This window comes from Pseudomonas putida W15Oct28 (assembly GCF_000708715.2).
Taxonomy (GTDB): Bacteria; Pseudomonadota; Gammaproteobacteria; order Pseudomonadales; family Pseudomonadaceae; genus Aquipseudomonas; species Aquipseudomonas putida_R.
Genome location: NZ_JENB01000011.1, coordinates 132,349 through 154,261 on the forward strand (window position 1 = coordinate 132,349; position 21,913 = coordinate 154,261).

Annotated in this window: 20 protein-coding genes and 1 tRNA gene; 6 read left to right on the plus strand and 15 right to left on the minus strand. The window is 62.7% G+C overall.

The features are described 5' to 3' along the window. Positions 1-168: 168 nt before the first annotated feature. The 3 genes from AK81_RS10135 to AK81_RS10140 form a co-directional block, all read right to left on the minus strand. On the minus strand, positions 169-1,326 hold the full coding sequence (locus AK81_RS10135; protein ID WP_043198742.1) for an MFS transporter: 1,158 nt from the start codon (positions 1,324-1,326) through the stop codon (positions 169-171). An 83-nt stretch (positions 1,327-1,409) separates the two neighbouring features. Next, positions 1,410-1,547, minus strand: a complete 138-nt coding sequence (locus tag AK81_RS30215; protein WP_016484845.1) for a hypothetical protein — start codon at positions 1,545-1,547, stop codon at positions 1,410-1,412. Positions 1,548-1,651: 104 nt separating this feature from the next. Then, the gene (locus AK81_RS10140) at positions 1,652-2,866 is read right to left on the minus strand and encodes an MFS transporter (protein ID WP_043198744.1); all 1,215 of its coding nucleotides are present in this window, start codon (positions 2,864-2,866) and stop codon (positions 1,652-1,654) included. Positions 2,867-3,057: 191 nt separating this feature from the next. On the opposite strand from AK81_RS10140, the gene AK81_RS10145 reads away from it, so the two are divergent. After that, on the plus strand, positions 3,058-3,984 hold the full coding sequence (locus AK81_RS10145) for a FecR family protein (RefSeq protein ID WP_043198745.1): 927 nt from the start codon (positions 3,058-3,060) through the stop codon (positions 3,982-3,984). Between the two features lie 95 nt (positions 3,985-4,079). Beyond that, positions 4,080-4,156: transfer RNA gene (locus AK81_RS10150), tRNA-Met, on the plus strand. A gap of 229 nt (positions 4,157-4,385) precedes the next feature. Here the strand turns inward: AK81_RS10150 and AK81_RS10155 are convergent. From AK81_RS10155 to AK81_RS10170, 4 genes are all read right to left on the minus strand, one after another. Continuing rightward, a complete protein-coding gene (locus AK81_RS10155) occupies positions 4,386-6,893 on the minus strand; it encodes a TonB-dependent siderophore receptor (protein ID WP_081042040.1) in 2,508 nt (835 codons plus the stop codon). Positions 6,894-6,970: 77 nt separating this feature from the next. Next, entirely contained in the window at positions 6,971-7,921 is a 951-nt protein-coding gene (locus tag AK81_RS10160) for a FecR family protein (protein ID WP_241496069.1), read from the minus strand. After that, complete coding sequence (locus tag AK81_RS10165) at positions 7,918-8,439, minus strand: sigma-70 family RNA polymerase sigma factor (protein WP_043198747.1); 522 nt, start codon at positions 8,437-8,439, stop codon at positions 7,918-7,920. Before AK81_RS10165 ends, AK81_RS10160 begins: the two co-directional genes overlap by 4 nt. Before the next feature lie 67 nt (positions 8,440-8,506). Next, on the minus strand, positions 8,507-9,121 hold the full coding sequence (locus tag AK81_RS10170) for a LysE family translocator (RefSeq protein WP_043198748.1): 615 nt from the start codon (positions 9,119-9,121) through the stop codon (positions 8,507-8,509). Positions 9,122-9,305: 184 nt separating this feature from the next. On the opposite strand from AK81_RS10170, the gene AK81_RS10175 reads away from it, so the two are divergent. Further along, entirely contained in the window at positions 9,306-10,223 is a 918-nt protein-coding gene (locus AK81_RS10175; protein WP_043198749.1) for a LysR substrate-binding domain-containing protein, read from the plus strand. Here the strand turns inward: AK81_RS10175 and AK81_RS10180 are convergent. The 3 genes from AK81_RS10180 to AK81_RS10190 all read right to left on the minus strand — a co-directional run bounded on the left by AK81_RS10180 (position 10,163) and on the right by AK81_RS10190 (position 12,041). Continuing rightward, a complete protein-coding gene (locus AK81_RS10180) occupies positions 10,163-10,738 on the minus strand; it encodes a D-Ala-D-Ala carboxypeptidase family metallohydrolase (RefSeq protein WP_043198750.1) in 576 nt (191 codons plus the stop codon). The two genes, AK81_RS10175 and AK81_RS10180, sit on opposite strands and share 61 nt — an antisense overlap. A 65-nt stretch (positions 10,739-10,803) precedes the next feature. Beyond that, positions 10,804-11,259: a ribosomal protein S18-alanine N-acetyltransferase gene (rimI, locus tag AK81_RS10185; protein WP_043198751.1), complete on the minus strand. Its 456-nt coding sequence runs from the start codon at positions 11,257-11,259 to the stop codon at positions 10,804-10,806. Next, complete coding sequence (locus AK81_RS10190) at positions 11,256-12,041, minus strand: hypothetical protein (protein ID WP_043198753.1); 786 nt, start codon at positions 12,039-12,041, stop codon at positions 11,256-11,258. The genes rimI and AK81_RS10190 overlap by 4 nt, the downstream gene beginning before the upstream one ends. 1,044 nt (positions 12,042-13,085) lie before the next feature. On the opposite strand from AK81_RS10190, the gene mksB reads away from it, so the two are divergent. Genes mksB through mksF form a run of 3 tightly spaced genes read left to right on the plus strand, consistent with a single transcriptional unit; the run spans position 13,086 to position 17,897 of the window. Then, positions 13,086-14,375, plus strand: coding sequence for an Mks condensin complex protein MksB (gene mksB, locus AK81_RS10195; RefSeq protein ID WP_043198756.1), 1,290 nt, complete (start codon positions 13,086-13,088; stop codon positions 14,373-14,375). After that, positions 14,365-15,069, plus strand: a complete 705-nt coding sequence (gene mksE / locus AK81_RS10200) for an Mks condensin complex protein MksE (protein WP_043198758.1) — start codon at positions 14,365-14,367, stop codon at positions 15,067-15,069. Before mksB ends, mksE begins: the two co-directional genes overlap by 11 nt. Then, positions 15,066-17,897 (plus strand): Mks condensin complex protein MksF, encoded by a 2,832-nt coding sequence (mksF, locus tag AK81_RS10205; RefSeq protein ID WP_043198760.1) that lies wholly within the window; start codon positions 15,066-15,068, stop codon positions 17,895-17,897. The genes mksE and mksF overlap by 4 nt, the downstream gene beginning before the upstream one ends. A gap of 148 nt (positions 17,898-18,045) precedes the next feature. On the opposite strand, the gene AK81_RS10210 is transcribed toward mksF, so the two are convergent. From AK81_RS10210 to rplU, 5 genes are all read right to left on the minus strand, one after another. Beyond that, positions 18,046-18,507 (minus strand): CreA family protein, encoded by a 462-nt coding sequence (locus tag AK81_RS10210; RefSeq protein ID WP_043198762.1) that lies wholly within the window; start codon positions 18,505-18,507, stop codon positions 18,046-18,048. Next, entirely contained in the window at positions 18,504-19,622 is a 1,119-nt protein-coding gene (gene proB / locus AK81_RS10215) for a glutamate 5-kinase (RefSeq protein WP_043198764.1), read from the minus strand. The genes AK81_RS10210 and proB overlap by 4 nt, the downstream gene beginning before the upstream one ends. Positions 19,623-19,707: 85 nt before the next feature. Continuing rightward, positions 19,708-20,934, minus strand: a complete 1,227-nt coding sequence (gene cgtA, locus AK81_RS10220; RefSeq protein WP_043198765.1) for an Obg family GTPase CgtA — start codon at positions 20,932-20,934, stop codon at positions 19,708-19,710. 188 nt (positions 20,935-21,122) lie between these two features. Next, a complete protein-coding gene (gene rpmA / locus AK81_RS10225) occupies positions 21,123-21,380 on the minus strand; it encodes a 50S ribosomal protein L27 (RefSeq protein ID WP_003247464.1) in 258 nt (85 codons plus the stop codon). 38 nt (positions 21,381-21,418) lie between these two features. Then, positions 21,419-21,733 carry a 50S ribosomal protein L21 gene (gene rplU / locus AK81_RS10230; RefSeq protein ID WP_003247466.1) on the minus strand — a complete coding sequence of 105 codons (315 nt, stop codon included), beginning with the start codon at positions 21,731-21,733 and terminating at the stop codon, positions 21,419-21,421. Between the last annotated feature and the right edge of the window lie 180 nt (positions 21,734-21,913).

Genomic DNA, 21,913 nt, shown 5'->3' on the forward strand with positions numbered 1-21,913 from the left:
TTGTGGGGCCGCTCCGCAGCCCTTTCGCGACACAAGGCCGCTCCCACATTGATCGCATCGCCTACTAGCCATACACCGTACCTGTGGGAGCTGGCTTGCCGGCGATTGGGCCAGAGCAAACAGCACAAGACAGTGACCCCCACGGGTGTCGCGTACGCTGGGAGGATGTCAGTCTGCTACAGCTCGCATCCGGCCCGCGCGCCGGTACGATTGCCGGGCAAAACACACGAACAACCCGGCCATCAGCGCCAGCGCCATGGGCAGGCCATGCGGGGCCACATCCATCGCTGCGCCACTGACCAGCGGGCCGATCAGGCTACCCACGCCCCACAGCAAACCCACGCTGGCATTGGCAGTGACCAGGTCCTGGCCTTTGAAGCGTTGCCCGATCAGCACCAGCGCCAAGGTATAGATGCCCCCCGCAACCGCGCCCAGCACCACCAGCAGCGGCCACAGCAGCCAGGTCATGTTCAGCAGCCACGGCAGGCCGATGCCAATCGACATCGCCACCAGCCCGCACACCAGGTGCAGCCCGGTGCGTTCCACCCGGTCGGCCAGCCAGCCCAGCGGCAGCTGGAACAGCATGTCGCCGGCAAACACCACCGTCACCATCAGCGCCGCCACGCCCACGGCAAAGCCATGGCTGGTGGCGTACACCGGCAACAACGACAGCACCACGGCATCGAAGAACGAGAAAAACAGCACCGCCACGCACAACGCCGGAGCCACGCGGAAGAACCCGGCCAGGCCGAAGCTCTTGTCGCCCTCTTCATGTTCGACATGGTCATTGGGAACGGTCAGCACGATGCACAGCAACGCCAGGCCGTAGCAGGCGGTGACCACACCGGTGATCCACGGGCTGTTGGCGCCCAGCACCGCGAGCATGGCCGGGCCCAGCACCTGGAAGCCGGTAAAGCTGGTGGCGTAAAGGGCCATGATCTTGCCGCGATTATGCTCAGGGCATAGCTCGTTGACCCACGACTCGCCGAGGATGATGGCAATACCCATGCCCAGCCCCAGGCCAAGGCGCAGCAGCGCCAGCAACCACATCGAGCCAAAGGCCGATTCGAGCAGGGCAATGCTGACGGTGCACAGGCTGAAACTCAGCAGGTAGATGGTGCGCCGGGTGAGGTGGCGGCAGCAGGCGTCGACCAGAAACGCCGAGAGCATCATGCCCGCAGCGGGGATGGCCGAGATGATGCCGATTTCCAGGGTACTGGCCCCGGCCTCATGCAGGCGCAACGACACCAGCGGCAGGCTGGCCCCCAGGCTGAAGCCCACGACCGAAACGGCGAACAACAGGCCCGCCAGCAAACGCATGTTCATGTACCACTCCTTGCAAACCGAAAAGACGTGCAGACACAGGCGCGCACGCCAGGGTGGCGAGCGACGCAAAAGCGCAGATCAGTTCAGGCGAGGTGTGGCGAGAAGGTGAAGGCAAACAGCACGCTGCGGCGACGCTTGAGCACCGTGTCGCTCGGCCAGGCACGACGCAGGGCCTGGAGGGCAGGCTGGCGGGCATGTGGGAGGGACGGGTTACGGCGCATTGCTTTGGCTACTACGCAGGTGGTGGGTAAAAAGAGGCGGCACTCTAGCCACCTCAGGGGGGCTCGTCAATCGCCCGGGGGCTGCAAAGCAGCCCCCAGCGATCTCAGCGTTTACCTGTAGACGGCAAGAACACCGCCAACAACCCGAACAAAGGCAGGAACGAGCACAGGCCATACACATATTCGATACCGCGCAGGTCCGCCACATACCCCAGCAGCGCCGCGCCAATGCCGCCAAAGCCGAACATCAGCCCGAAGAAGATCCCGGCGATCATGCCCACGCTACCCGGCACCAGCTCCTGCGCATACACCACAATCGCAGAAAACGCCGAAGCCAGGATAAAGCCGATCACCACGCTCAGCACGGTGGTCCAGAACAGGTCGGCATACGGCAGCGCCAAGGTGAATGGCGTCACACCCAGGATCGAGAACCAGATCACGGCCTTGCGCCCGATGCGGTCACCGATCGGGCCGCCAAAGAACGTACCCGCCGCCACCGCACCCAGGAACAGGAACAGGTGCAACTGCGAGCTGGCCACCGACACGTCGAACTTCTCGATCAGGTAGAAGGTGAAGTAGCTGGTGAAGCTGGCCATGTAGAAGTACTTGGAGAACACCAGCAGGCCCAGCACGATCAGCGCCGCGATCACCCGATTGCGCGAAATGCCATGGGTGGCCTGCACCGCCTTGCGCGCCTTGGCCTGGTTGAGGTGCTCCTTGTACCAGCCGCGCAGCATCAGGGTGACACCGAGGAAGAACAACGCGGCCAGGCCGAACCAGGCCACGTGGGTCTGGCCGAACGGAATGACGATGGCCGCCGCCAGCAACGGGCCCAGTGCGGAGCCGGTGTTGCCGCCCACCTGGAAGGTCGATTGGGCCAGACCGAAGCGCCCGCCAGAGGCCAGGCGCGCAATACGCGAGGTTTCCGGGTGGAACGTCGACGAGCCGATGCCGACCAGCGCCGAAGCCAGCAGGATCATCGGGAAGCTGCCGACGAAGGCCAGCATCACGATGCCCACCAGCGTGCACAGGGTGCCCATCGGCAACAGGTTTGGCGCGGGGCGGCGGTCAGTAAAAAAGCCGACCCAGGGTTGCAGCAGCGAAGCGGTGATCTGGAACGTCAGGGTAATCAGGCCGATCTGGGCGAAGCTCAGGTCGTAATTGGCCTTGAGCATCGGGTAGATCGCCGGCAGCACCGACTGGATCAGGTCGTTGATCAGGTGCGCCAGGGCGCAGAAACCGATGATGCGCATTACCAGCGGCGTCTGTTGGCTCGCCGCTGCGCTGGTGGACGCCGTGGAGGCGCTACTGGTGGCCATGTGCCTGAATCTCCGTCCGCAGTTTGGGATCCGATTATCAGGAAACAAATAGATACATAGCTACCTTTTTTATCCCTCTGTCGCAACGTACTTGAAAATGGTTCTCAATATAATTAGCATCCTTAGCCCATACCCCTGTCATCGTTGGGCGAAACGGCCCCTATCGTGAGCAGACCGACCCCATGAGCCCGATGCCCGCCAAGCAGCTGCAGCAGCCCGACCCACAGCAGGAAGCGCTGGAGTGGTTTTCGCTGTTGCGCCAGCCCGGTTGCGACGAAGCCCAGCGCCAGGCGTTCGCAGCCTGGTGCCAGGTACCCGAAAATGCCCACGCCTACGCCGAGCTGGAGACGTTCTGGCAACAGCTGCAACCACCACCCGCCCGCCCTCGCCCACGGCACGTCACAGTACGCCGCAGCCACTTGGGCAAATGGTTGGCGCTTGTGTTCCTGCTCGGGTTGGGCGCCGCAGCCTACCTGTACTGGCCGCTGATGCAGCGGCTGGCCAGCGAGCTGCACACCGACGTGGGCGAGCGGCGCAGCACACGCCTGGCGGATGGCACGACCCTCAACCTGGACAGCGCCAGCGCAATGAACGTCGACCTGCGCGGCCGCACCCGCCAACTGCACCTGGTGCAGGGCCAGGTGTACCTGGAAGTCGTGCTCGACGGGCGGGCGATGGAAGTGGACGTGGGCAACGCACGCATCCATGTGTTCGGCACCCGCCTGCAGGTAGCCCGCCATGCAAGTCATGATGAACTTGTCGTACTCAGTGGCAAGGCCATGGTCACCCAGGGGGGTGAGCAGCGCATGGTCTCGGCGGGTGAGCGGGTCACCTTCGATGACACACGCATCGACCCGGTACAAAAGGCAGACCTGAAAACCGCCGACAGTTGGCGCAACGGACGCCTTAAAGCCACCGACATGCCACTGGGGCAGGTGCTGGAGCGCCTTGCCGGCTACCAGGGGCAGCGCGTGTGGATGATGGATGAACAAATGGCCCATCGGCGCGTGAGCGGTGATTTCAACCTCGACCGCCCTGGCGAAAGCCTGCAATCCCTGGCGGCGGCCCAGCACCTGCAGCTTAAGGGCGTGCTCGGGCACTGGCTTGTGGTGCACTGAAACCAGGCCTGGCCGCTAAGTTTTTGAAAGCGTGCAAATTTTTTTTGAAATGAGTGTTGACAGAGGGCCCGTTCAAGAGAATAATGCGCGCCATTGGCTACATAGCTCAGTTGGTTAGAGCATAGCATTCATAATGCTGGGGTCCGGGGTTCAAGTCCCTGTGTAGCCACCAAACAAGACGAAGGGCTTACCGCAAGGTAAGCCCTTTTTCTTTGCCTGCGAAAAAGCTCAAGGCCTTTCGCGACCCCTGTAGGAGCGGCTTTGTGTCGCGATCGGGGTGCGAAGCGCCCCCGGGATCTTCGCACCGCTACAAAATTGCCGGGGCCGCTCTGCGGCCCTATCCGACCGGTCCGGCGCCCCGGCAAGGCCGCTCCTACAAGGACCGCGTGAAACCCTGAACCCTAGAACTCCAGCTTGGAACTCAGCATGAAGTTGCGCGGCTCGCCATAAGAAGCACTGTTGAAGTTGTCATCAAACGAGCTGAAGTACTTTTCATCAAAAAGATTGTTCACCGTCGCGGTCGCCGACCACTCCCGAGTGAACTGGTAGCGTGCCATCAGGCCAACGGTGGCATAGTCCCCCTGCTTGATCTTCACCGGATTACTAACCTGCCAAGGCGTCGCGGTAAAATGCATGCCGCTCTGCCAGTTCACACCACCGCCAAGGGTCAGCCGCTCCAGCTCACCCCCCAGCTGGTAAGTGGTCCAGAGCTTGAACATGTCCATCGGGATGGTGGTCTTGACCCGCTCGCCGTCGTTGTCCTTGACCCTGGAATGGGTATAGCTGGCTGCCAGGTTCCAGCCCGGCGCCAGCTCCCCGCTCACCTCCATGTCGATACCACGGGTGGTGGTCTGCTCCGCGCGATAAGCGGTAATCAGGCCATCACTGCCCGCCACGGTTCCGTCGGCCACGGCATCGTTGTCCAGCCTGACTTCGTACAACGCCACAGCAGTGTTCAAGCGACCGCCGAAGTATTCGCTTTTCAAGCCAATCTCGTAGTTATCCCCTTCTCGCGGCTGCAGCAGCTTCCCTGCCTGGTCACGATAGGGCTGCGGCTTGAAGATGCTGGTGTAGCTGGCATACACCGAGTGCACGTCGTTGAGGTCGTAGACCACGCCCGCGTAGGGTGTCACTTCACCGGTGGCCTTGACCGAGTCGTCAGTGTCGTAGGGCTGCAGACTGGCAACGTGATAATGGAACAGGGCGTCGTACTGGTAGTTGCTGACCCGCGCACCCAGGATCACCGACAGGTCATCCGTCGGTTTGAGACGCGTCGCCAGGTAAGCCCCTGTCTGGCGCTGATCAATGTCATCGTCTTCACGGTTGAAGTTGTAGGCCGGCGTCGGGCCCTGGTTGTCCCAGGCCCAGATGTTCACCGGCACACCGCTGACGCCATTGTTGCTGCTGCCATTGGCCAGCAGGTTGCCAAAGCCGTTACGGCGGTTCTCATAGCTTTGGTAATTGAAGCCCATCACCAGTTCGTGCTCACGCCCCAGCAACTGGAACGGGCCGCTGAGCATTACATCGATGCCGCGCTGCTTCTGCGTGTTGTCACCCTTGGTGGCGGTATAGCGCAAACCATCGCCTGTCACCGGGTTGACCACGCCCGTGGTGGTGCCAACGATGACCGAATCGTAGTCGCGGGTGCCATACAGATAATTGGCGGCGAGCTTGAGTGCCCAGCCATCGCCCAAGCGATGCTCAAGCGAGGTAAACGTGTTGACCGACTCCTGATGGTTGCTGCTGTCACGGCTGGCACCGTTGTATGAACGCGGCATGCGGTACTGGAAACCACGCCCCGAGCCATTGGTGGCCACAACCGGCAAACCTGTAGTGGAAAAGCCACGCGGGTCGCTGTCCAGGTACTCCACGCCCAAGGTAAACAGGGTATCCGGCGTCAGGTCCATCTCGCTCACGCCATACACGATGGTCTTCTGCTGCTGCAGGTGGTCGGTGAAGCTGTTGCCTTGCTGGTACGCCGCCACCGCACGACCGCGCACGGCACCGTTGTCGGTCAGTGGGCCGGACACATCCACTTCGGTGCGGTACAGGTCCCAGGAACCGAGCCCGCCACTGATGTAGCCCTTGAAATGCGCCGTGGGTTTCTTGCGAATAAGGTTTACCGTGCCGGACGGGTCGCCTGCCCCCGTCAGCAAGCCGGTAGCGCCTCGTACCACTTCGACCCGGTCGTAGATGGCCATGTCCGAAAGCGCCTGGGGCAGCGCCTGGCTGAACGCGAACGTCGTGGTGGGCATGCCGTCGTACTGGTAGTTGTCGATTGCCAGCCCACGGGAGAACACGTACAGGCGATCACTGCCCGGGCTCTGCACATTGATACCCGGCGTTTGCTCGAGCACCTGCCCGATGCTGCGCAAATTCTGGTCCTCCATCCGCTGGCGGGTCATCACGCTGACCGACTGCGGCGTCTCGCGCAGGCTCAGGTTAAGCTTGGTGGCGGCATTGCTGATACCGGTGGTGTACGAGCCGCTGCCTTCGGTAATGCTGCCCAGCAACTGACTGTTGATGGTGGTTGCCCCTAACTCCAGCCCCCCTTCATTGCCTGGCACGCTGACCAGCACAAAACCATCGGCACTCGCCTGCGCCTGCAGCCCCTGCCCGCCCAGCAGCACGGCAAACCCTTCCTGCACGCCATAGCTACCCTGCAACCCCGCGCTGCGTCGCCCTTCGACCTCGCTGGCATCGAACGAAATCGCCACGCCGGCCTGGCGAGCAAAGCTACTGAGCACATCACCCAGCGCACCCGCCGGGATGTCATAGCGCTGCACCTGCTGCTGGGCCACCGCTACAGGCGCCAGGGCTAGCGGCAGGCAGCCCAGCCCCAGGTGAATAGCAAAAGCCAGCGCATTGCGAGGCGTGAAAGGGATGCGCAGGCGCAAGTTCGAAAGCATGTTCCCGATACTCCGTTATGTAGGCTTACGACAAGGACGCACGGAAATCGAGAACTGGAAGCAGATGGGAATGTTTTTTATCTGAACTCGGACGCTGGCAGGTAGCGCACCCGCGTGATCCAGGGCGTGTAGTGATCGATAGCCAGCGGCAGGCTGCGCGCCAGCAGGCGCAGTGCGCGCTCGCTGTCGTCAGTCGGCAATACGGCGGTCACGCGGATGTCTGCCAGGGCTTTGCGATCGAACAGCAAATAGCTCGAATGGTTACGGCTCAATTGTTCGAGCACTTCGACCAACGGGCGCTCGCGCACCACCAGCTGGTGCCGGGCCCACGCCTGCTCTACACCTCTTCCATCAACGGCTCGCTGCTCGCCCGGCCCAGTGGCATCGAAATGCAGTTCGTGGCCAGCCGTCACTACCCGGCGCTGGCCATGGCTGTCGACCTCGGTACTGGACTCGATCATCGCCAGACGCGAGCCTTCGGCCAGCTGTTCCACCACAAAGCGCGTACCCAGCGCCCGCACGCTGCCATGCTCGGTAACCACCTTGAACGGGCGCCCGGCATCCTTGGCCACATCCACCAGGATTTCCCCGCGCAGCAGGTGAACCGTGCGCGTGCGGCCATCGAAGTCCAGATTGACGGCAGACCCGCCATCCAGCCTGAGCAGGCTGCCATCAGGCAACTGCCGCGTAGCCCATTCACCGCTGCCGGTACGGATATCGGCCAACAGGTAAACCGGCCCCTGCTGCACGAACAGCCCCAGCGGCAAGGCCAGTACTGCGACCAGGGCGATCGCCTTCAGGGCCTGGGACGAACGCCGCTGTTGCTTGAACGCCAACAGTGCGTTGCGCGCAGGTGCCTGCTTGAGCACCTGCAAGGGGGCCAAGGTTTCCTGCATGCGCTGGAAGGCTTCGAGGTGCTCGCTGTCCTGCGCCAACCAGACACGGAAGGCCTCACGGTCGCGACCGCTGGGCTGGTCGTCCAGACGCACTAGCCATTCGGCGGCTTCGTGCAGAATTTCCGGGCTCACAGGCAGGCCTCTGCTGCCGCGTGGCATGCCAGTAGCGCCTGCACCAGATAGCCCTGCACACTCTTGGTGGACACCTGCAGGCGCTGGGCGATTTCGCTGTGGCTCAGGCCTTCGAGATGGCGCAACACAAACGCCTGTCGCACCCGTGGCTGCATGCGCGACAGGGCCCGGTCGATCTGTTCCAGAGCTTGTATGGCGGCGTGGATCTGCTCGGGTGAAGGCGCTTGCTCCATCTGCTCTACGTGCAGTGCCAACGCTTCGCGATAGGCCTGTTCCAGTTTATGCCGACGGCCACGGTCGATCAGCAGGCGACGCGCCACCGTCGCCAGCAAGGCCCGAGGCTCGCGGGGGGCAACGTAACTGCCAGCACTGAGCAAACGGACGAAGGTATCCTGGGCCATGTCGGCCGCATGCTGAGGGCAGTTCAGGCGCTGGCGCAGCCAGACCAGCAACCAGCTGTGATAGCCCTTGTACAAGGCATCCAGGCTGTCTGCGGCGGCGGGCGTTGCTGGTTTCATCGCGAGACTTCGCAAATGGGAATGATTCTATTCTAAATGGCCATCACCCCAACATGCAATCGCCCCTTCAACGTATTCCGGTGACCGCCACTGCCAGGCCAAGGCCGATCAGTGCCAGCCCAATGACACGGTCCACCAGCACTTGCCGGTCGATCATCGCCTTGCGCAAGGCAGTACTGGAGAAAAACACCGCCACCAGGCTGAACCACAGCCAATGGGCAAGAGACATGAACGCGCCGTAGGCAAAGGCCAGCTTCAGCGAGCTACCCGGTTGTACCACCTGGGTGAAAGCGCTGATGACGAACAACATGGTCTTGGGGTTGAGGGCATTGGTCAAAAAGCCCGTGCGCAGGGCTTGCAACGCGCTGGCGGCCGATTGGCTGCCACCCTCGAGGGAGATGCGCTGAGTGTTGGTAAGCGACTTGTAGCCCAGGTAGATCAGGTAACCCGCACCCAGCACTTTCATGCCGAGGAACAGCGCCGGGCTCTGGCTGATGATCACGGCAATGCCCAATACGGTGTACAGCACGTGCACCTGCACCCCCAGTGCGATACCCACGGCAGCCGCCAGCCCGGCCTTGCGGCCCTGTGCATAACTGCTGCGGGTGACCATGGCGAAGTCGGCGCCAGGGCTGATGACGGCGAGCAGGGTGAACAGGGCGACGGCGATGAGTTCGGTCATGCTGATGGCTCTCGATAGGCGATGAAAATGCACAGACCGGGTGATTATCGAGCGCTCATGAACAATGAAAAATCGATTTATAGTGAGGCATATCTGATAGCTTTACTCACAGATATGTAGAGCCTGTGCCGGCCTCTTCGCGGGTGAACCCGCGAAGAGGCCGGCACAGGCCAAAAGGGATGCCATGAAACTGCCGCCGCTCAACGCCTTCCGCTACTTCGACATCGCCGCCCAGACCGAGAGTTTCGTGCGCGCCGCCGAGCACTTGCACGTCACCCACGGCGCGGTCAGCCGCCAAATACGCCTGCTTGAAGAAAGCCTTGGCGTGGCGCTGTTTGAGCGCCGTAACCGGGCCATCTTCCTCACCTCCGCCGGCCGTGCCCTGCAAGGCACCACCCAGGCGATTTTCGAACAACTCGAAGGCGCCGTGCAGCGCTTGCAACAACAGGCCCGCGACAATGTACTGGTGCTGTCCTGCGAGCCGACCATCGCCATGCGCTGGCTGATCCCGCGCCTGCCCCGCTTCCATGCCGACCACCCCGACCTGCAGTTGCACCTGGTAGCCGCCGGCGGGCCGCTGGACTTCGCCCGCAGCGGTGTCGACCTGGCCATCCGCCGCGACGACTTCCACTGGGACAACCAGCTGTTCAATCAAAAAATCTGTGACGAATGGATCGGCCCGGTGTGCCACCCCGCCTCCTCCACCCAGCTCGACGGCCAACGCCTGCTGCACAGCACCACCCGCCCCGCTGCCTGGCCCACCTGGCTGCGCCTCAGCGGCCAGCAGGCGCGGCACAACGAACGCAGCGACTACGAACACTTCTACCTGACGATTCAGGCCGCCAGCGCCGGCCTGGGCCTGGCCATGGCATCAGCCCTGATGGTGCGCGACGAACTCGACAGCGGGCAGTTGCAGGCGCCGTTCGGTTTTGTGCGCGATGGCTCGGCCTACCACCTGCTTAGCCCACAGCCCCTGGACGACAGCGGCAAGCGCCAGCGCTTCGCAGAGTGGGTCATGGGCGAATGCCAACGTTGCCTGGCTCACTTGGGTTTGACGCAGAACGACGACCCCGCGCTGCCATCACCGCCCCAAGTGCGATAGCCCGCGGTATCCAGATGGATGCGCCCCGACGGATAGCGACCCAGGCCCATGCTCCACGCCTGGCCATGCTGCTGCCAGAAACGGCACAGCGGGTTAGGGTCCGCCCAGGCCGGCAGCAGGATATCGACGGCGAAGGCGCGGGTATGGGCACTGTTGGCAGCACCGCCTGCGCACGTATTCAGACGAGGGTCGCGATAGGCCGACACCACCTCGAACTGGCGCAGGATGCCTTGGCCGTCAAGCACCTTGATCAGCGAGAGGGTCGAGCGCACAGCCGGCCAGTTGCTGGCAGGCGGCACGGCGAAGGGCGACGCGTGGCACAGCTTCCAGTCCGAGGCCGAACGCAGCAGTTGGTGGATAGGCACTACACCGTAAAGGCGGGTATCCACCAGCATTTCACGGAAGGGACGGGTTTGGTGGTCGCCGGCCCACTGGGCGAACATCCACAGGTCGCGTTCGTCGGCGTGGGCAGTAGCCGCTATCAGCAGGCCCGCCGCCAGAAGCAGTTTGTTCATTCTTTATCCATCCCTGCATAGAGAACAAAGAAAGCTACGCGGTGGATGGCGCCGACTATGCGAGGTCAGTCCTCAAGCAGGGTGCAGGCCATCACCAGGGCGTCTTCACGGCCACCGGCAATCGGATAATAGTCGCGGCGGCGGCCGATTTCGTTGAAACCGTAGCGTTCGTACAAACGATAGGCCGACTGGTTGCTGGCGCGCACTTCAAGGAAGCACTCGCGGCCATTGAGCTGGTAGGCCCTGGCCATCAGGTGCTCCAGCAGGCGCAGGCCCAGGCCGCGGCCCTGGTTTGCCGGTTTGACGGTGATGTTGAGCAGGTGCGCCTCGTCGATGATCACGTTGATCACCCCATGGCCAACCTGCTGCTGGCCATCGAACATCAGCCAGACTTCGTACGACTTGAGCGCATCCTGAAAGATCCCACGGGTCCAGGGGTGACTGAACGCGGCATATTCGATCTTCAGTACGGCTTCCAGATCCGCCTCGTTCATCGGGCGGAAACTGATCGATTCACTCATTCAACGCTCTTCCAGCGCGCCATCAGCTGGCGCATGGCTTTCCAGACGTCCGCCTTGCGCTGCGGCTCGTCCATCAACAATTCAAGGCCCGGCAGCGCCCAGGCATCGCCCAGGCCGTCCAGCTTCAGGGTTTGGTAATAGGCCTCGGCATCGGCATTGGCGGCAAAGCGCAGTGCCGGCAAGCCGATCAGCCACAGGCAGGTACTCGGTGCGTCTTCCAGGCGCGCCTGGACAAAGCCCTGGACGAAATCGCGCGCAGCTTCCGGGCCCTGGTCCATATTGCCGCGTACCAGCAACGGCCAGCGCACCGGTTCGCCAATGATCTGTGGGGCGTCAGGCAGGCCAGCCGCGCGCAGCATGTCCTTGAGCAGCAGGTAGGACGGGTCGCGGCTCTGGAACGGCTGGCCGGTGGTCAGTTCGACCAGCAGCAGGCAGCTGCCAGCGCGCAGCAATTGCAGCGAGAAGCGCGGTGGCGGTACGGGGGCCGGGCGTGGTGGTGCGGGCTGCTCCTCGGCCTCGACGGGCTTGGCGGCAGGCTTGGGCGCACTGCCCGGGCGCGGGATCTCGATTTTCGGCCGCTCACCGGTGCGGGCCTGGGGGCTGGCGGGCGCTTCGTTTGCAGCCGGTGCCGGCCTGACCTCGAAATCGATGTCCTCGACCGGCGCCACCGGCAGCAGCAGCTCGGGCCGCGACGGTGCGGCGAACGGCAGTTCGGCGCGCGGCAGCCAGTGCACCACTTGCATGGCGGAAAGGTAGGCGCGGCGACGGGGTTCGGTCAGCAAGGGGCGGGTATCCGGAGGGGGTCAAGACAGTTGGGCATTCTAACGTGTACGCCGTGGTTTTTGCAGCGCCTATCAGACCGAGCGCCGCCCGCGCGGCGCATCGCGACGCAAGGCCGCTCCCACATTTGTTTCGGGCCAATCAATCCTGATCCATTGGCGCGCGGTCCCTTGCTTGTCCCCTTCGATATCGCGTCGTGCACCCAGGGGTACGCGCGCCAATGGCACAGGCATGACTGGCCCGAAACAAATGTGGGAGCGGCCTTGCGTCGCGATGCGCCGCGCGGGCGGCGCTCGATCTCCCAGGCGCTGAATGTGTCATGGCGAGCGCCTGGTAGCCTTTATAGGGTCTTTCCCCCTTATATTTCACTTTCTTGAAATTAAGTGTTGACGCGCTTTCGAATCCCCTTATAATGCGCCCCACTTCCAGCGACATCGGAACGACAAACTCCTTGAGATTCAACGAGTTAGGTAGTTAAGGTGGTGTTGTAAGGGCTACGATCGAAAGATCGCAAGCGGTTGAAATGGTGGTTGACAGCGCTTCTAAACGCTGTATGATTCACCTCCCGCTACGAGAGATCGCAGCGAGTTAAGTGATGCTGTAAGGGCTACGATCGAAAGATCGCAAGCGATTGAAATGGTGGTTGACAGCGCTTCTAAACGCTGTATGATTCACCTCCCGCTACGAGAGATCGCAGCGAGTTAAGTGTTTGAAGCTAAACGAGTTTCTCGGAAAAAACTTCAAAATAAACGCTTGACAGGCTCTGAGGAAAGCGTAGAATGCGCGCCTCGGTTGAGACGAAAAGCTCTTAACCAAGCGCTCTTTAACAAATTGAATCAAGCAATTCGTGTGGGTGCTTGTGAGTATGGACTGATAGTCAAAAAGATTATCAGCATCACAAGTGACCATGCGAGAAAACCACCACAAAAACACCGCCATACACCCACAAACAAAAAGGTTATCTCTCATTACAGACCAAGGGGTGAAAACCTCCCCCCCGGATGCAGTACAATCGCCCCCTTTTTCTTGGCAACGAGTCGAAGCCAATGATCGAACCCAAGCGCGTCCTGCGCGCCCTAGCCGAACACTGGGCCCTGATCGAGCCGCTGTGCGAGCGTTTCGACCAGGGCACCCTGAGCCTGGTCGAGTTGCGCCAGCATGTGGCCCGCCAGCAGCTCGAAAGCACCCCGCAGGACATCACCCAGCTACTCGACGTGTGGATCCGCCTGGACATCCTGGTCCCGGTGGCCAAGAGCCCGAACCGCTTCGAGCTCAACGCGCAGATCCACGACTTCCTCGCCTACCTGCGCCGCGAACACCGGCTGGGCCTGTGCCTGGAGATCGAAGCCTACCTGCGCCACCTCGAACGCCTGGCCGGCCATATCCAGGATGCCTTCGACAACCGCGACAGCGACGACCTGGCGCGCCAGCTGCGCTTGCTCGACATGCGTGTGCGCGACGTGCTGAAAAAGCTCGATAACGACGAACAGGCACTGGTCGCCGTGGCCGAACGGGCCAAGACCAGCAACCGCCAGATCCCGCTGCGCCAGCGCTATGCCGAAGTACTGGCCACCTGGGACGAATACGTCGAGCCGATGATCCAGCTGGTGAACGCCGACGGCGCCTTCGAACAAGGCGTGCGCAAGGTCGAGACCGTGCTGCTGAAGCTGCTGGGCGAACAGGCGCGCCTGGGCCACCTGGTCGACGACGACATGTTGCTGCGTACCCACGCACGCATTCTGGAAATGCAGACCAGCGCCCAGCTGACCCTGCGCCACGCCCGTGAACTGCTGCTGCCGCTGCGTGAAGAAGCCCGCCGGCACAACGCCGTGACCCGTGGCGCCGCGCTGGCCCTGTCGGTGATCCGGCGCAAGGGCATCGACGCCGTGCCACAAGCGGCCATGCCGATGTTCACCCGCCCGCAAAGCACCTTCCTCGGCAGTGCCAGCCAGGTCGAAGCCTATGTGTACGCCCTGGCGCGCTTCGAGCCCAAGCCGGCGCGCTTCCCCAAGGCCCACAAGACCCAATCCGGCGATCTGCCTCGTGCACCGCGCACGGTCAAGGAAATGGCCCAACGCTGCGAACAGGCCCTGCCGCTGCCCGACCTGATGGTCTGGCTGCTGGAGCAGGAGCCCGAAGGCGCCACCGACGAACTGCTGTACTGGTTCTCGCGCCTGTCGCGGGAAAAGCGCTTCAAGCGCGAACGCCTCGACCGCCGCGAATACACCACCCAGGAACACCTGGTCAGCCTGCGCTCGTTCGCCCTGACCTCCAGCCGCGAAGACGCCACCAGCGCGCCTACCGAACCCAACGCGAGCCCAGCCCATGCATCTTGATCTTTCCGAACTGTCCCAGCTCGCGCCGATCTTCCGCGAGCTGTTCAAAGGTTTCCACGTCAGCCGCCGCGACCCCGAGCTGTACGCGCAGCTGTCGAACTTCCAGGACCAGTACCGCACCCTGTTCAAGGCCCTGGGCTTCGAGCTGGTGTGCGATACCCGCGGCTTCTACTACTTCGTGCCGGACATGACCGCCGCGCAGGTCAACAAGACCGCGCAGCGCCTGTCGCTGTTCACCTTCATCCTGGTCGAGCACCTGGCCGACCAGGGCCGTGACCCGATGGCCGTGCTGGACGGCGGCAGCATCGGCCGCGACGAACTGCCCTCGCTGCTGGACAAGTACCGCGACCTGTTCCTGCAGGCCGAAGTGCAGACCGTGGAAGAGCTGGAAGAAAAAATCCTGCGCCGCATGACCCAGCTCGGCTTCGCCCATGAAGAAGGCGGCATCTACCGCTTCCTGCCGCCGATGCACCGCTTCCTCGATGTGTGCCTTTCGGTGCAGCAGGACCGCGACCTGGCCGCCACCCTGCACAGCGTCCTGCCGCTGCCGACCCCGGTACTGATCGAGGAAGAAAGCCCCGAAGAACTCAACCGCACCGACGACCCGCTCGACCTCACGCCCTTCGAGGGCGAAAGCGAAGAGGACGCCCTGGCCCGGGCCATCCGCGAAGAGCAACAGGAGATTGACGCATGAGCCAGGAACGCTACGGCATCCGCCGCTTTGCATTGCTCAACACCGCCGGCTACAGCCTTGGCCTGTTCCCGCTGGAGCACCCGCTGTCGGTCTACGGTGCCAACAACCTGGGTAAATCGGCGTCGATCAACGCCCTGCAGTTCCCGATCCTGGCGCGCATGTCGGACATGAGCTTCGGCAAGTACAGCCTCGAGCAGTCGCGCCGCTTCTACTTCGCCAGCGACACCTCGTACATTCTCTGTGAACTGAGCCTGCCCCACGGCCCGCACGTGATCGGCGTGGTCGGCCGCGGCCCGGGCGGCGGTTTCGGCCACCAGTTCTTCGCCTACAAAGGCGAACTGGACCTGGCCCACTACCAGAAGAACGACACCTGCCTGCGCCAGAAAGAGCTGTTCACCAACCTGGAGCGGCTGGGCATCAAGGCCTACGAGCTGAAGCCGGACGAACTGCGCCGCCTGCTGGTTGGCGGCCACACCTCGGTGCCGCTGGACCTGACCATGATCCCGCTGCGCTCCACCAGCGAGCAAAGCCTGAAAACCTTCCGCGCACTGTTCATCAACCTGCTGCACATGCGCGAAATCACCGCGGCCAAGCTTAAGCAGCTGTTCCTTGACGCCTTCGAGCACAGCCTGCGTTCGGGCAGCGTCGACTACATCGCCGCGTGCGAGGAAGCCTTCCGCGACGTGCGCCGCATGGAACAGGACTACAACGCCCTGGTCGCTGCCGGCCCGCTGGTCGAGGCCCTGGCCGGTGGTGTCGCCCAGCGCGACATCCTGCGCGGCAAGCTGCACCGCATTTCGCCGGTGCTCGATACCCTGCTGGGCACCTGGCAGGAATACGCCATGGCGCGCAAGGAAGAGCTGGTCATCCAGTCCGAGCACTACCGTGGCGAGCAGGACCGCCTGCAGAATGACCAGCGCGGCGGCACCCAGGAGCTGATGCGCCTGGAGCGTGAAATCACCGGTATCCAGCGCTGGCTGGGCGAGCTGTCGGTGCTCAAGCACCGCTTTGCCCTGGTCGATGACGTCAAGGTACTGGAGCAGCAACTGCTGGCGGCCAAGGATGCCCACGACGAACTGGCCGGCGCCCTGGCGCAGTCGCGCCAGTTCAGTGCCGAAGACCTGGACGAGCGCGTACGCGACCTGGAAAAACGCCTGAAGCAGGTCAAGCAGCAGCTGGACCACGCTGACAACAACAGCTACGCCCGCCTGCGCGAAGAGTTCTCGCAACAGGACGTCGATCGCCTGATGCGCCTGTTCAACGGTGCTCTGTTCAGCCTGCCGCTGGGTGACCGTGGCATCGAGCTGGACGACAGCGCCCTGTGGGTAAAATCGCTGGAAGCGGTGCTGGACGGTTTCAAGGGCGAGCGCTTCGAAGCCCCGGGCCTGTCCATCGACCTTACCCACATCGACCCACCGGCGCTGCAGGCCCTGGCCGACCGCGCCGCCCTGCGCGACCAGAAAGAGCGCCTGGAAAAAGAGCTGAAGCAGCTCAAGACCCAGCAGGCTGTAACCGCCGACCGCTCAGCCTCCAAGGCGCAGACCGAAACCCTGTACCAGCAGGTGCTGGACGCGCAGAAGGCGCTGGAAGACTTCCGCCGCAGCGAAACCTTGGCCGCCGAAGAGCCCGAGAAGCTGGAACAGCTGTCGCAACTGGAAGCCGCCCAGGACGAACTCAAGCGCTCCAGTGATGCCTTTACCGAGCGCGTCCAGCAGCTGTCGGCCAAGCTGCAGCTGGTCGGCCGCCAGATCGGTGACCTCGAGTCCAAACAGCGCACCCTGGAAGACGCCCTGCGCCGTCGCCAGCTGCTGCCGGCCGACCTGCCCTACGGCACGCCGTTCATGGAAGCCATCGACGACTCGATGGACAACCTGCTGCCGCTGCTCAACGACTACCAGGACAGCTGGCAGGGCCTGCAGCGTGTAGACAACCAGATCGAGGCGCTGTACGCCCAGGTGCGCCTGAAAGGCGTGGCCAAGTTCGACAGCGAAGACGACATGGAGCGCCGCCTGCAGCTGCTGGTGAACGCCTATGCGCACCGCACTGAAGAAGCCCTGACCCTGGCCAAGGCACGCCGCGCCGCGGTCACCGACATCGCCCGGACCCTGCGCAACATCCGCAGTGACTACGACAGCCTCGAGCACCAGCTGGCCCTGTTCAATCGCGAGATCAACAAGCGCCAGGTTTCCAACCTGGAGAGCTTCCGCGTGGTGCTGGCGCCGAACAAGGAAGCGCTCAAGCACATCGACCAGATCATCCACAGCGCCGGCCAGTACGAAGAAGGCGAAACCCTGTCGGTGTTCGACCTGACCCAAAGCGCCGAGCAGGACAACAAGAACGAAGAGGCCAAGGAATACCTGGCACGCCTGGTAGCAGCCAACCACAACCAGCTGGGCCTGAAAGACCTGTTCGAGCTGGCGTTCGAGATCACCAAGGTGAATGGCCAGCCGATCATCCACGCCGACATCGACGGCGCTGCGTCCAACGGCACCACCATGACCATCAAGGCGCTGACCAACATGTATTTGTTGCTGCACCTGATGGACCGCGACCTGGCCGGGCGCATCCGCCTGCCGTACTACCTGGACGAAGCAGCGGACATCGACGAACGCAACCAGGCGGCCCTGCTGGAGACCAGCTTGCAGCTGGGCTTCGTACCGATTCTGGCGAGTGTGAAGCCGCAGGTATCGGCGCACGTGGCGATCGACCTGGAAGGCGGTAGCGGGCCGAACGGCATCTACATCGACGAGGCGGACTGGAAGTTCATCAGCCGGCTGGATGAGGTGAGGAAGGTTGTGCGTGAGGATCAGGCTGAAGAGTTAGCCTGAGGAATCGGGGGCCGCTTTGCGGCCCTATCCGACCGGTCCGGCGCTCCGGCAAGGCCGCTCCCACATTGATCGGCGTATGCAGGACATTTGTGGGAGCGGCCTTGTGTCGCGATAGGAGGCCAAAGGCCTCCCAAAATCTACCAGGCTATCAATGAGCCCAAGGCAGGATCGGAATCGCGGTCACCGCATTCTGCGGACTGCCTTCGATCATGCGGTCGCTGTACACCAGGTACACCAGCGTATTGCGCTTCTTGTCCAAAAAGCGCACCACCTGCATGGTCTTGAACACCAGCGAGGTGCGTTCCTTGAACACTTCCTCGCCATCTTTCAATTCACCCTTGAAGTTGATCGGCCCGACCTGACGGCAGGCAATCGACGCCTCCGCACGGTCCTCCGCCAGCCCCAAGCCACCCTTCATGCCGCCAGTTTTGGCCCGCGACAGGTAGCAGGTCACGCCCTCGACTTTGGGATCGTCAAACGCTTCGACCACGATGCGGTCGTTCGGCCCGAGGAACTTGAACACAGTGGACACCTGGCCAACTTCCTCGGCCCCGGCCAGCATTGGCAGCGCCAGCAACGCCACGGCAATCACCCGCTTGAACAGGCTCATACCAGCACCAGATTGTCGCGGTGTACCAGCTCGGGCTCGGCGCTATAGCCAAGGATCGACTCGATGGTATCGGACGACTGACCGATGATCTTCTGCGCCTCCAGGGCGCTGTAGTTGGCCAGCCCGCGGGCCACTTCAACACCGTCCGGGCCGACGCACACCACCATCTCGCCACGACGGAAGCTGCCCTGTACGGTCTTCACGCCAACCGGTAACAGGCTCTTGTTGGCCTGGCGCAGCGCCTGCACGGCGCCGGCATCCAGCACCAGGGTGCCACGGGTCTGCAGGTGGCCAGCCAGCCACTGCTTGCGCGCAGCGAGCATGCCGCGCTCGGGCGACAGCAAGGTACCCAGGCGCTCGCCTGCCTTCAGGCGGTCCAGCACGCGTTCGATACGGCCACCGATGATGATGGTGTGGGCACCGGAACGGGCGGCCAGGCGGGCTGCGCGCAGCTTGGTCTGCATGCCGCCACGGCCCAGGGCACCACCGGTACCACCGGCCACGGCATCCAGCGTCGGGTCGTCGGCACGGGCTTCGTAGATCAGCTGGGCTTCGGGGTTGTTGCGCGGGTCGGCGTCGAACATGCCATCGCGGTCGGTGAGGATCACCAGCAGGTCGGCCTCGACCAGGTTGGCCACCAGCGCCGCCAGGGTATCGTTGTCGCCAAAGCGGATTTCGTCGGTGACCACGGTGTCGTTTTCGTTGATCACCGGTACCACGCCCAAGTCGACCAAGGTGCGCAGGGTGCTGCGAGCGTTCAGGTAACGCTTGCGGTCGGACAGGTCGTCATGGGTCAGCAGGATTTGCGCGGTGTGCTTGCCGTGCTCGCCGAAGCTCGACTCCCAGGCCTGCACCAGGCGCATCTGGCCGAGCGCGGCAGCCGCCTGCAGCTCGTTCATCGCGCTCGGTCGCGAAGTCCAGCCCAGCTGGCTCATGCCGGCAGCCACGGCCCCGGAGGAGACCAGTACCAACTCCACGCCTGCCTCACGCAGCGCGACCATCTGCTCGACCCAAACGGCCATGGCACCGCGGTCGAGGCCCTTGCCATCGGCGGTCAGCAGAGCACTGCCAATCTTCACGACCCAGCGCTTGGCGCCCGTCACCTTGCTTCGCATCTTCTTCCAACCTATGTCGAATCTGTAGATACCGTGGATACAAAAACGCCGCTCCAGAGAGCGGCGTTTAGTGTACTGCAACCGGTCAGTCGCGCACGTAAATGATTTCCGGACCGTCTTCGTCGTCCTCGAAATCATCATCCCAACCGTCATCGTCGCCGATGTCGTGCACGCTCTTGACGCCAGTACGGCGCAGGGTACGCGCGTCGTCCAGGGCCTGCAGCTGGGCACGGGCTTCGTCTTCGATGCGCTGGTCGAGGTCGGCCAGCTCTGCGGCGTAGGCCGGGTCGTTGGCCAGGCGGTCAGCGCGGTCTTCGAGGTAGCGCATCAGGTCGTGGCTGAGCTTGTCGGTACCCTGCTTGGAGATCGCCGAGATCACGTAGACCGGGCCTTCCCACTCCAGGCGATCGATCACTTCCTGAACACGCTCATCGCGCTCGTCGTCCATGACCATGTCCGACTTGTTCAGTACCAGCCAACGCTCACGCTCGGCCAACGACGGGCTGAAGCGGGTCAGCTCGTTGACGATCACTTCGGCAGCATCGGCCGGGCTGCTTTCGTCCAGCGGCGCGATGTCCACCAGGTGCAGCAGCACGCGGGTACGCGCCAGGTGCTTGAGGAAGCGGATACCCAGGCCGGCACCGTCGGAAGCGCCTTCGATCAGGCCGGGGATGTCGGCGATGACGAAGCTCTTCCAGCGGTCGACGCTGACCACGCCCAGGTTTGGCACCAAGGTGGTGAACGGGTAGTCGGCCACTTTCGGCTTGGCGGCCGAGACCGAGCGGATGAAGGTACTCTTGCCGGCGTTCGGCAGGCCCAGCAGGCCAACGTCGGCCAACACCTTCATTTCCATCTTCAGGTCGCGCTGGTCACCCGGCTTGCCTGGCGTGGTCTGGCGCGGTGCACGGTTGGTGCTGGACTTGAAACGGGTGTTGCCCAGGCCGTGCCAGCCGCCTTGGGCGACCATCAGCTTCTGGCCAGGGGTGACCAGGTCACCGATCACTTCCTGGGTGGAAGCGTCAATCACCGTGGTGCCGACCGGCACGCGCAGGAACAGGTCTTCACCCTTCTTGCCGGTGCAGTCGGTGCTGCCGCCATTGGAGCCGCGCTGGGCTTCGTGGTGACGGGTGTAGCGGTAGTCGACCAGGGTGTTCAGGTTTTCATCGGCAACCATGTACACCGAGCCGCCGTCACCGCCGTCACCGCCGTTGGGGCCACCGTTCTCGATGAACTTCTCGCGACGGAAGCTCATGCAACCGTTGCCGCCGTCACCGGCTTTGACCCGAATCGATACTTCGTCAACAAACTTCATTAAAACCGCCTCTCGTCAGTAGACGAGTTGAATGAATCAAAAACATGAGGCTCTTGCAAAAATGAGCGCGGCGGCCCCGTACGACCGTAGAAACCAACGCCGGCAACCCAGACAAACAGCTTTGCAAGAGGCTCACCACAAACGAAAAAGCCCCGTCGCATGACGGGGCTTCTGGAGCGACGTCGCGATTAAGCGGCGACGATGCTCACGTAACGGCGCATGAACTCGCCTTTCTTCTCGAACTTGATCACGCCTTCGATCTTGGCGAACAAGGTGTGGTCCTTGCCCATGCCAACGCCGTAGCCAGCGTGGAATTCAGTGCCGCGCTGACGGACGATGATGTTGCCTGGCTTGATAACCTGGCCGCCATACATCTTCACGCCAAGGCGTTTAGATTCTGAGTCGCGACCGTTACGAGTACTACCACCAGCCTTCTTGTGAGCCATGGTTCAATTCTCCAAATAAATTCAGGGGATCTAGGGGATTAAGCCTGGATGCCGGTGATTTTGATCTCGGTGAACCACTGGCGGTGGCCCATACGCTTCATGTGGTGCTTACGACGACGGAACTTGATGATGCGAACCTTGTCGTGGCGGCCTTGCGAAACGACTTCGGCCACTACTTTAGCGCCAGCAACAACTGGAGCACCGATGGTGACTTCTTCACCGTTGGCGACCAGCAGAACGCGATCGAAAGTCACGGATTCGCCAGTGGCGACTTCCAGTTTTTCGATCTTGAGGAATTCACCTTCAGCGACTTTGTACTGCTTGCCGCCGGTAACGATTACTGCGTAAGACATGGTATTTCTCCGATAATCCTGCTCACCCAGCGCTTTATATGATGAGTATTGGCTGGCATGGCTGCACAAGGCTGGAACGGCCCGGCGCAATTGCGTAAGGCAGGTGCTGCCCAGGAAGTTAGGGTGCGCGATTGTACGCAACCCTGGTTTTGCTTGCAAGTGCCGCCCCCGGCCCGCTGG

What these genes read in the sequence shown, in the direction of transcription:
- AK81_RS10165 (WP_043198747.1), bottom strand. Translation starts at nt 8,439, where the DNA reads ATGAAACCAGCAACGCCCGCCGCCGCAGACAGCCTGGATGCCTTGTAC.
- AK81_RS10210 (WP_043198762.1), bottom strand. Translation starts at nt 18,507, where the DNA reads ATGAGCCTGTTCAAGCGGGTGATTGCCGTGGCGTTGCTGGCGCTGCCA.
- cgtA (WP_043198765.1), bottom strand. Translation starts at nt 20,934, where the DNA reads ATGAAGTTTGTTGACGAAGTATCGATTCGGGTCAAAGCCGGTGACGGC.
- AK81_RS10175 (WP_043198749.1), top strand. Translation starts at nt 9,306, where the DNA reads ATGAAACTGCCGCCGCTCAACGCCTTCCGCTACTTCGACATCGCCGCC.
- proB (WP_043198764.1), bottom strand. Translation starts at nt 19,622, where the DNA reads ATGCGAAGCAAGGTGACGGGCGCCAAGCGCTGGGTCGTGAAGATTGGC.
- AK81_RS10170 (WP_043198748.1), bottom strand. Translation starts at nt 9,121, where the DNA reads ATGACCGAACTCATCGCCGTCGCCCTGTTCACCCTGCTCGCCGTCATC.
- rplU (WP_003247466.1), bottom strand. Translation starts at nt 21,733, where the DNA reads ATGTCTTACGCAGTAATCGTTACCGGCGGCAAGCAGTACAAAGTCGCT.
- AK81_RS10135 (WP_043198742.1), bottom strand. Translation starts at nt 1,326, where the DNA reads ATGAACATGCGTTTGCTGGCGGGCCTGTTGTTCGCCGTTTCGGTCGTG.
- rpmA (WP_003247464.1), bottom strand. Translation starts at nt 21,380, where the DNA reads ATGGCTCACAAGAAGGCTGGTGGTAGTACTCGTAACGGTCGCGACTCA.
- rimI (WP_043198751.1), bottom strand. Translation starts at nt 11,259, where the DNA reads ATGAGTGAATCGATCAGTTTCCGCCCGATGAACGAGGCGGATCTGGAA.
- mksF (WP_043198760.1), top strand. Translation starts at nt 15,066, where the DNA reads ATGAGCCAGGAACGCTACGGCATCCGCCGCTTTGCATTGCTCAACACC.
- AK81_RS10155 (WP_081042040.1), bottom strand. Translation starts at nt 6,893, where the DNA reads ATGCTTTCGAACTTGCGCCTGCGCATCCCTTTCACGCCTCGCAATGCG.
- AK81_RS10180 (WP_043198750.1), bottom strand. Translation starts at nt 10,738, where the DNA reads ATGAACAAACTGCTTCTGGCGGCGGGCCTGCTGATAGCGGCTACTGCC.
- AK81_RS10140 (WP_043198744.1), bottom strand. Translation starts at nt 2,866, where the DNA reads ATGGCCACCAGTAGCGCCTCCACGGCGTCCACCAGCGCAGCGGCGAGC.
- AK81_RS10145 (WP_043198745.1), top strand. Translation starts at nt 3,058, where the DNA reads ATGCCCGCCAAGCAGCTGCAGCAGCCCGACCCACAGCAGGAAGCGCTG.
- mksB (WP_043198756.1), top strand. Translation starts at nt 13,086, where the DNA reads ATGATCGAACCCAAGCGCGTCCTGCGCGCCCTAGCCGAACACTGGGCC.
- AK81_RS30215 (WP_016484845.1), bottom strand. Translation starts at nt 1,547, where the DNA reads ATGCGCCGTAACCCGTCCCTCCCACATGCCCGCCAGCCTGCCCTCCAG.
- mksE (WP_043198758.1), top strand. Translation starts at nt 14,365, where the DNA reads ATGCATCTTGATCTTTCCGAACTGTCCCAGCTCGCGCCGATCTTCCGC.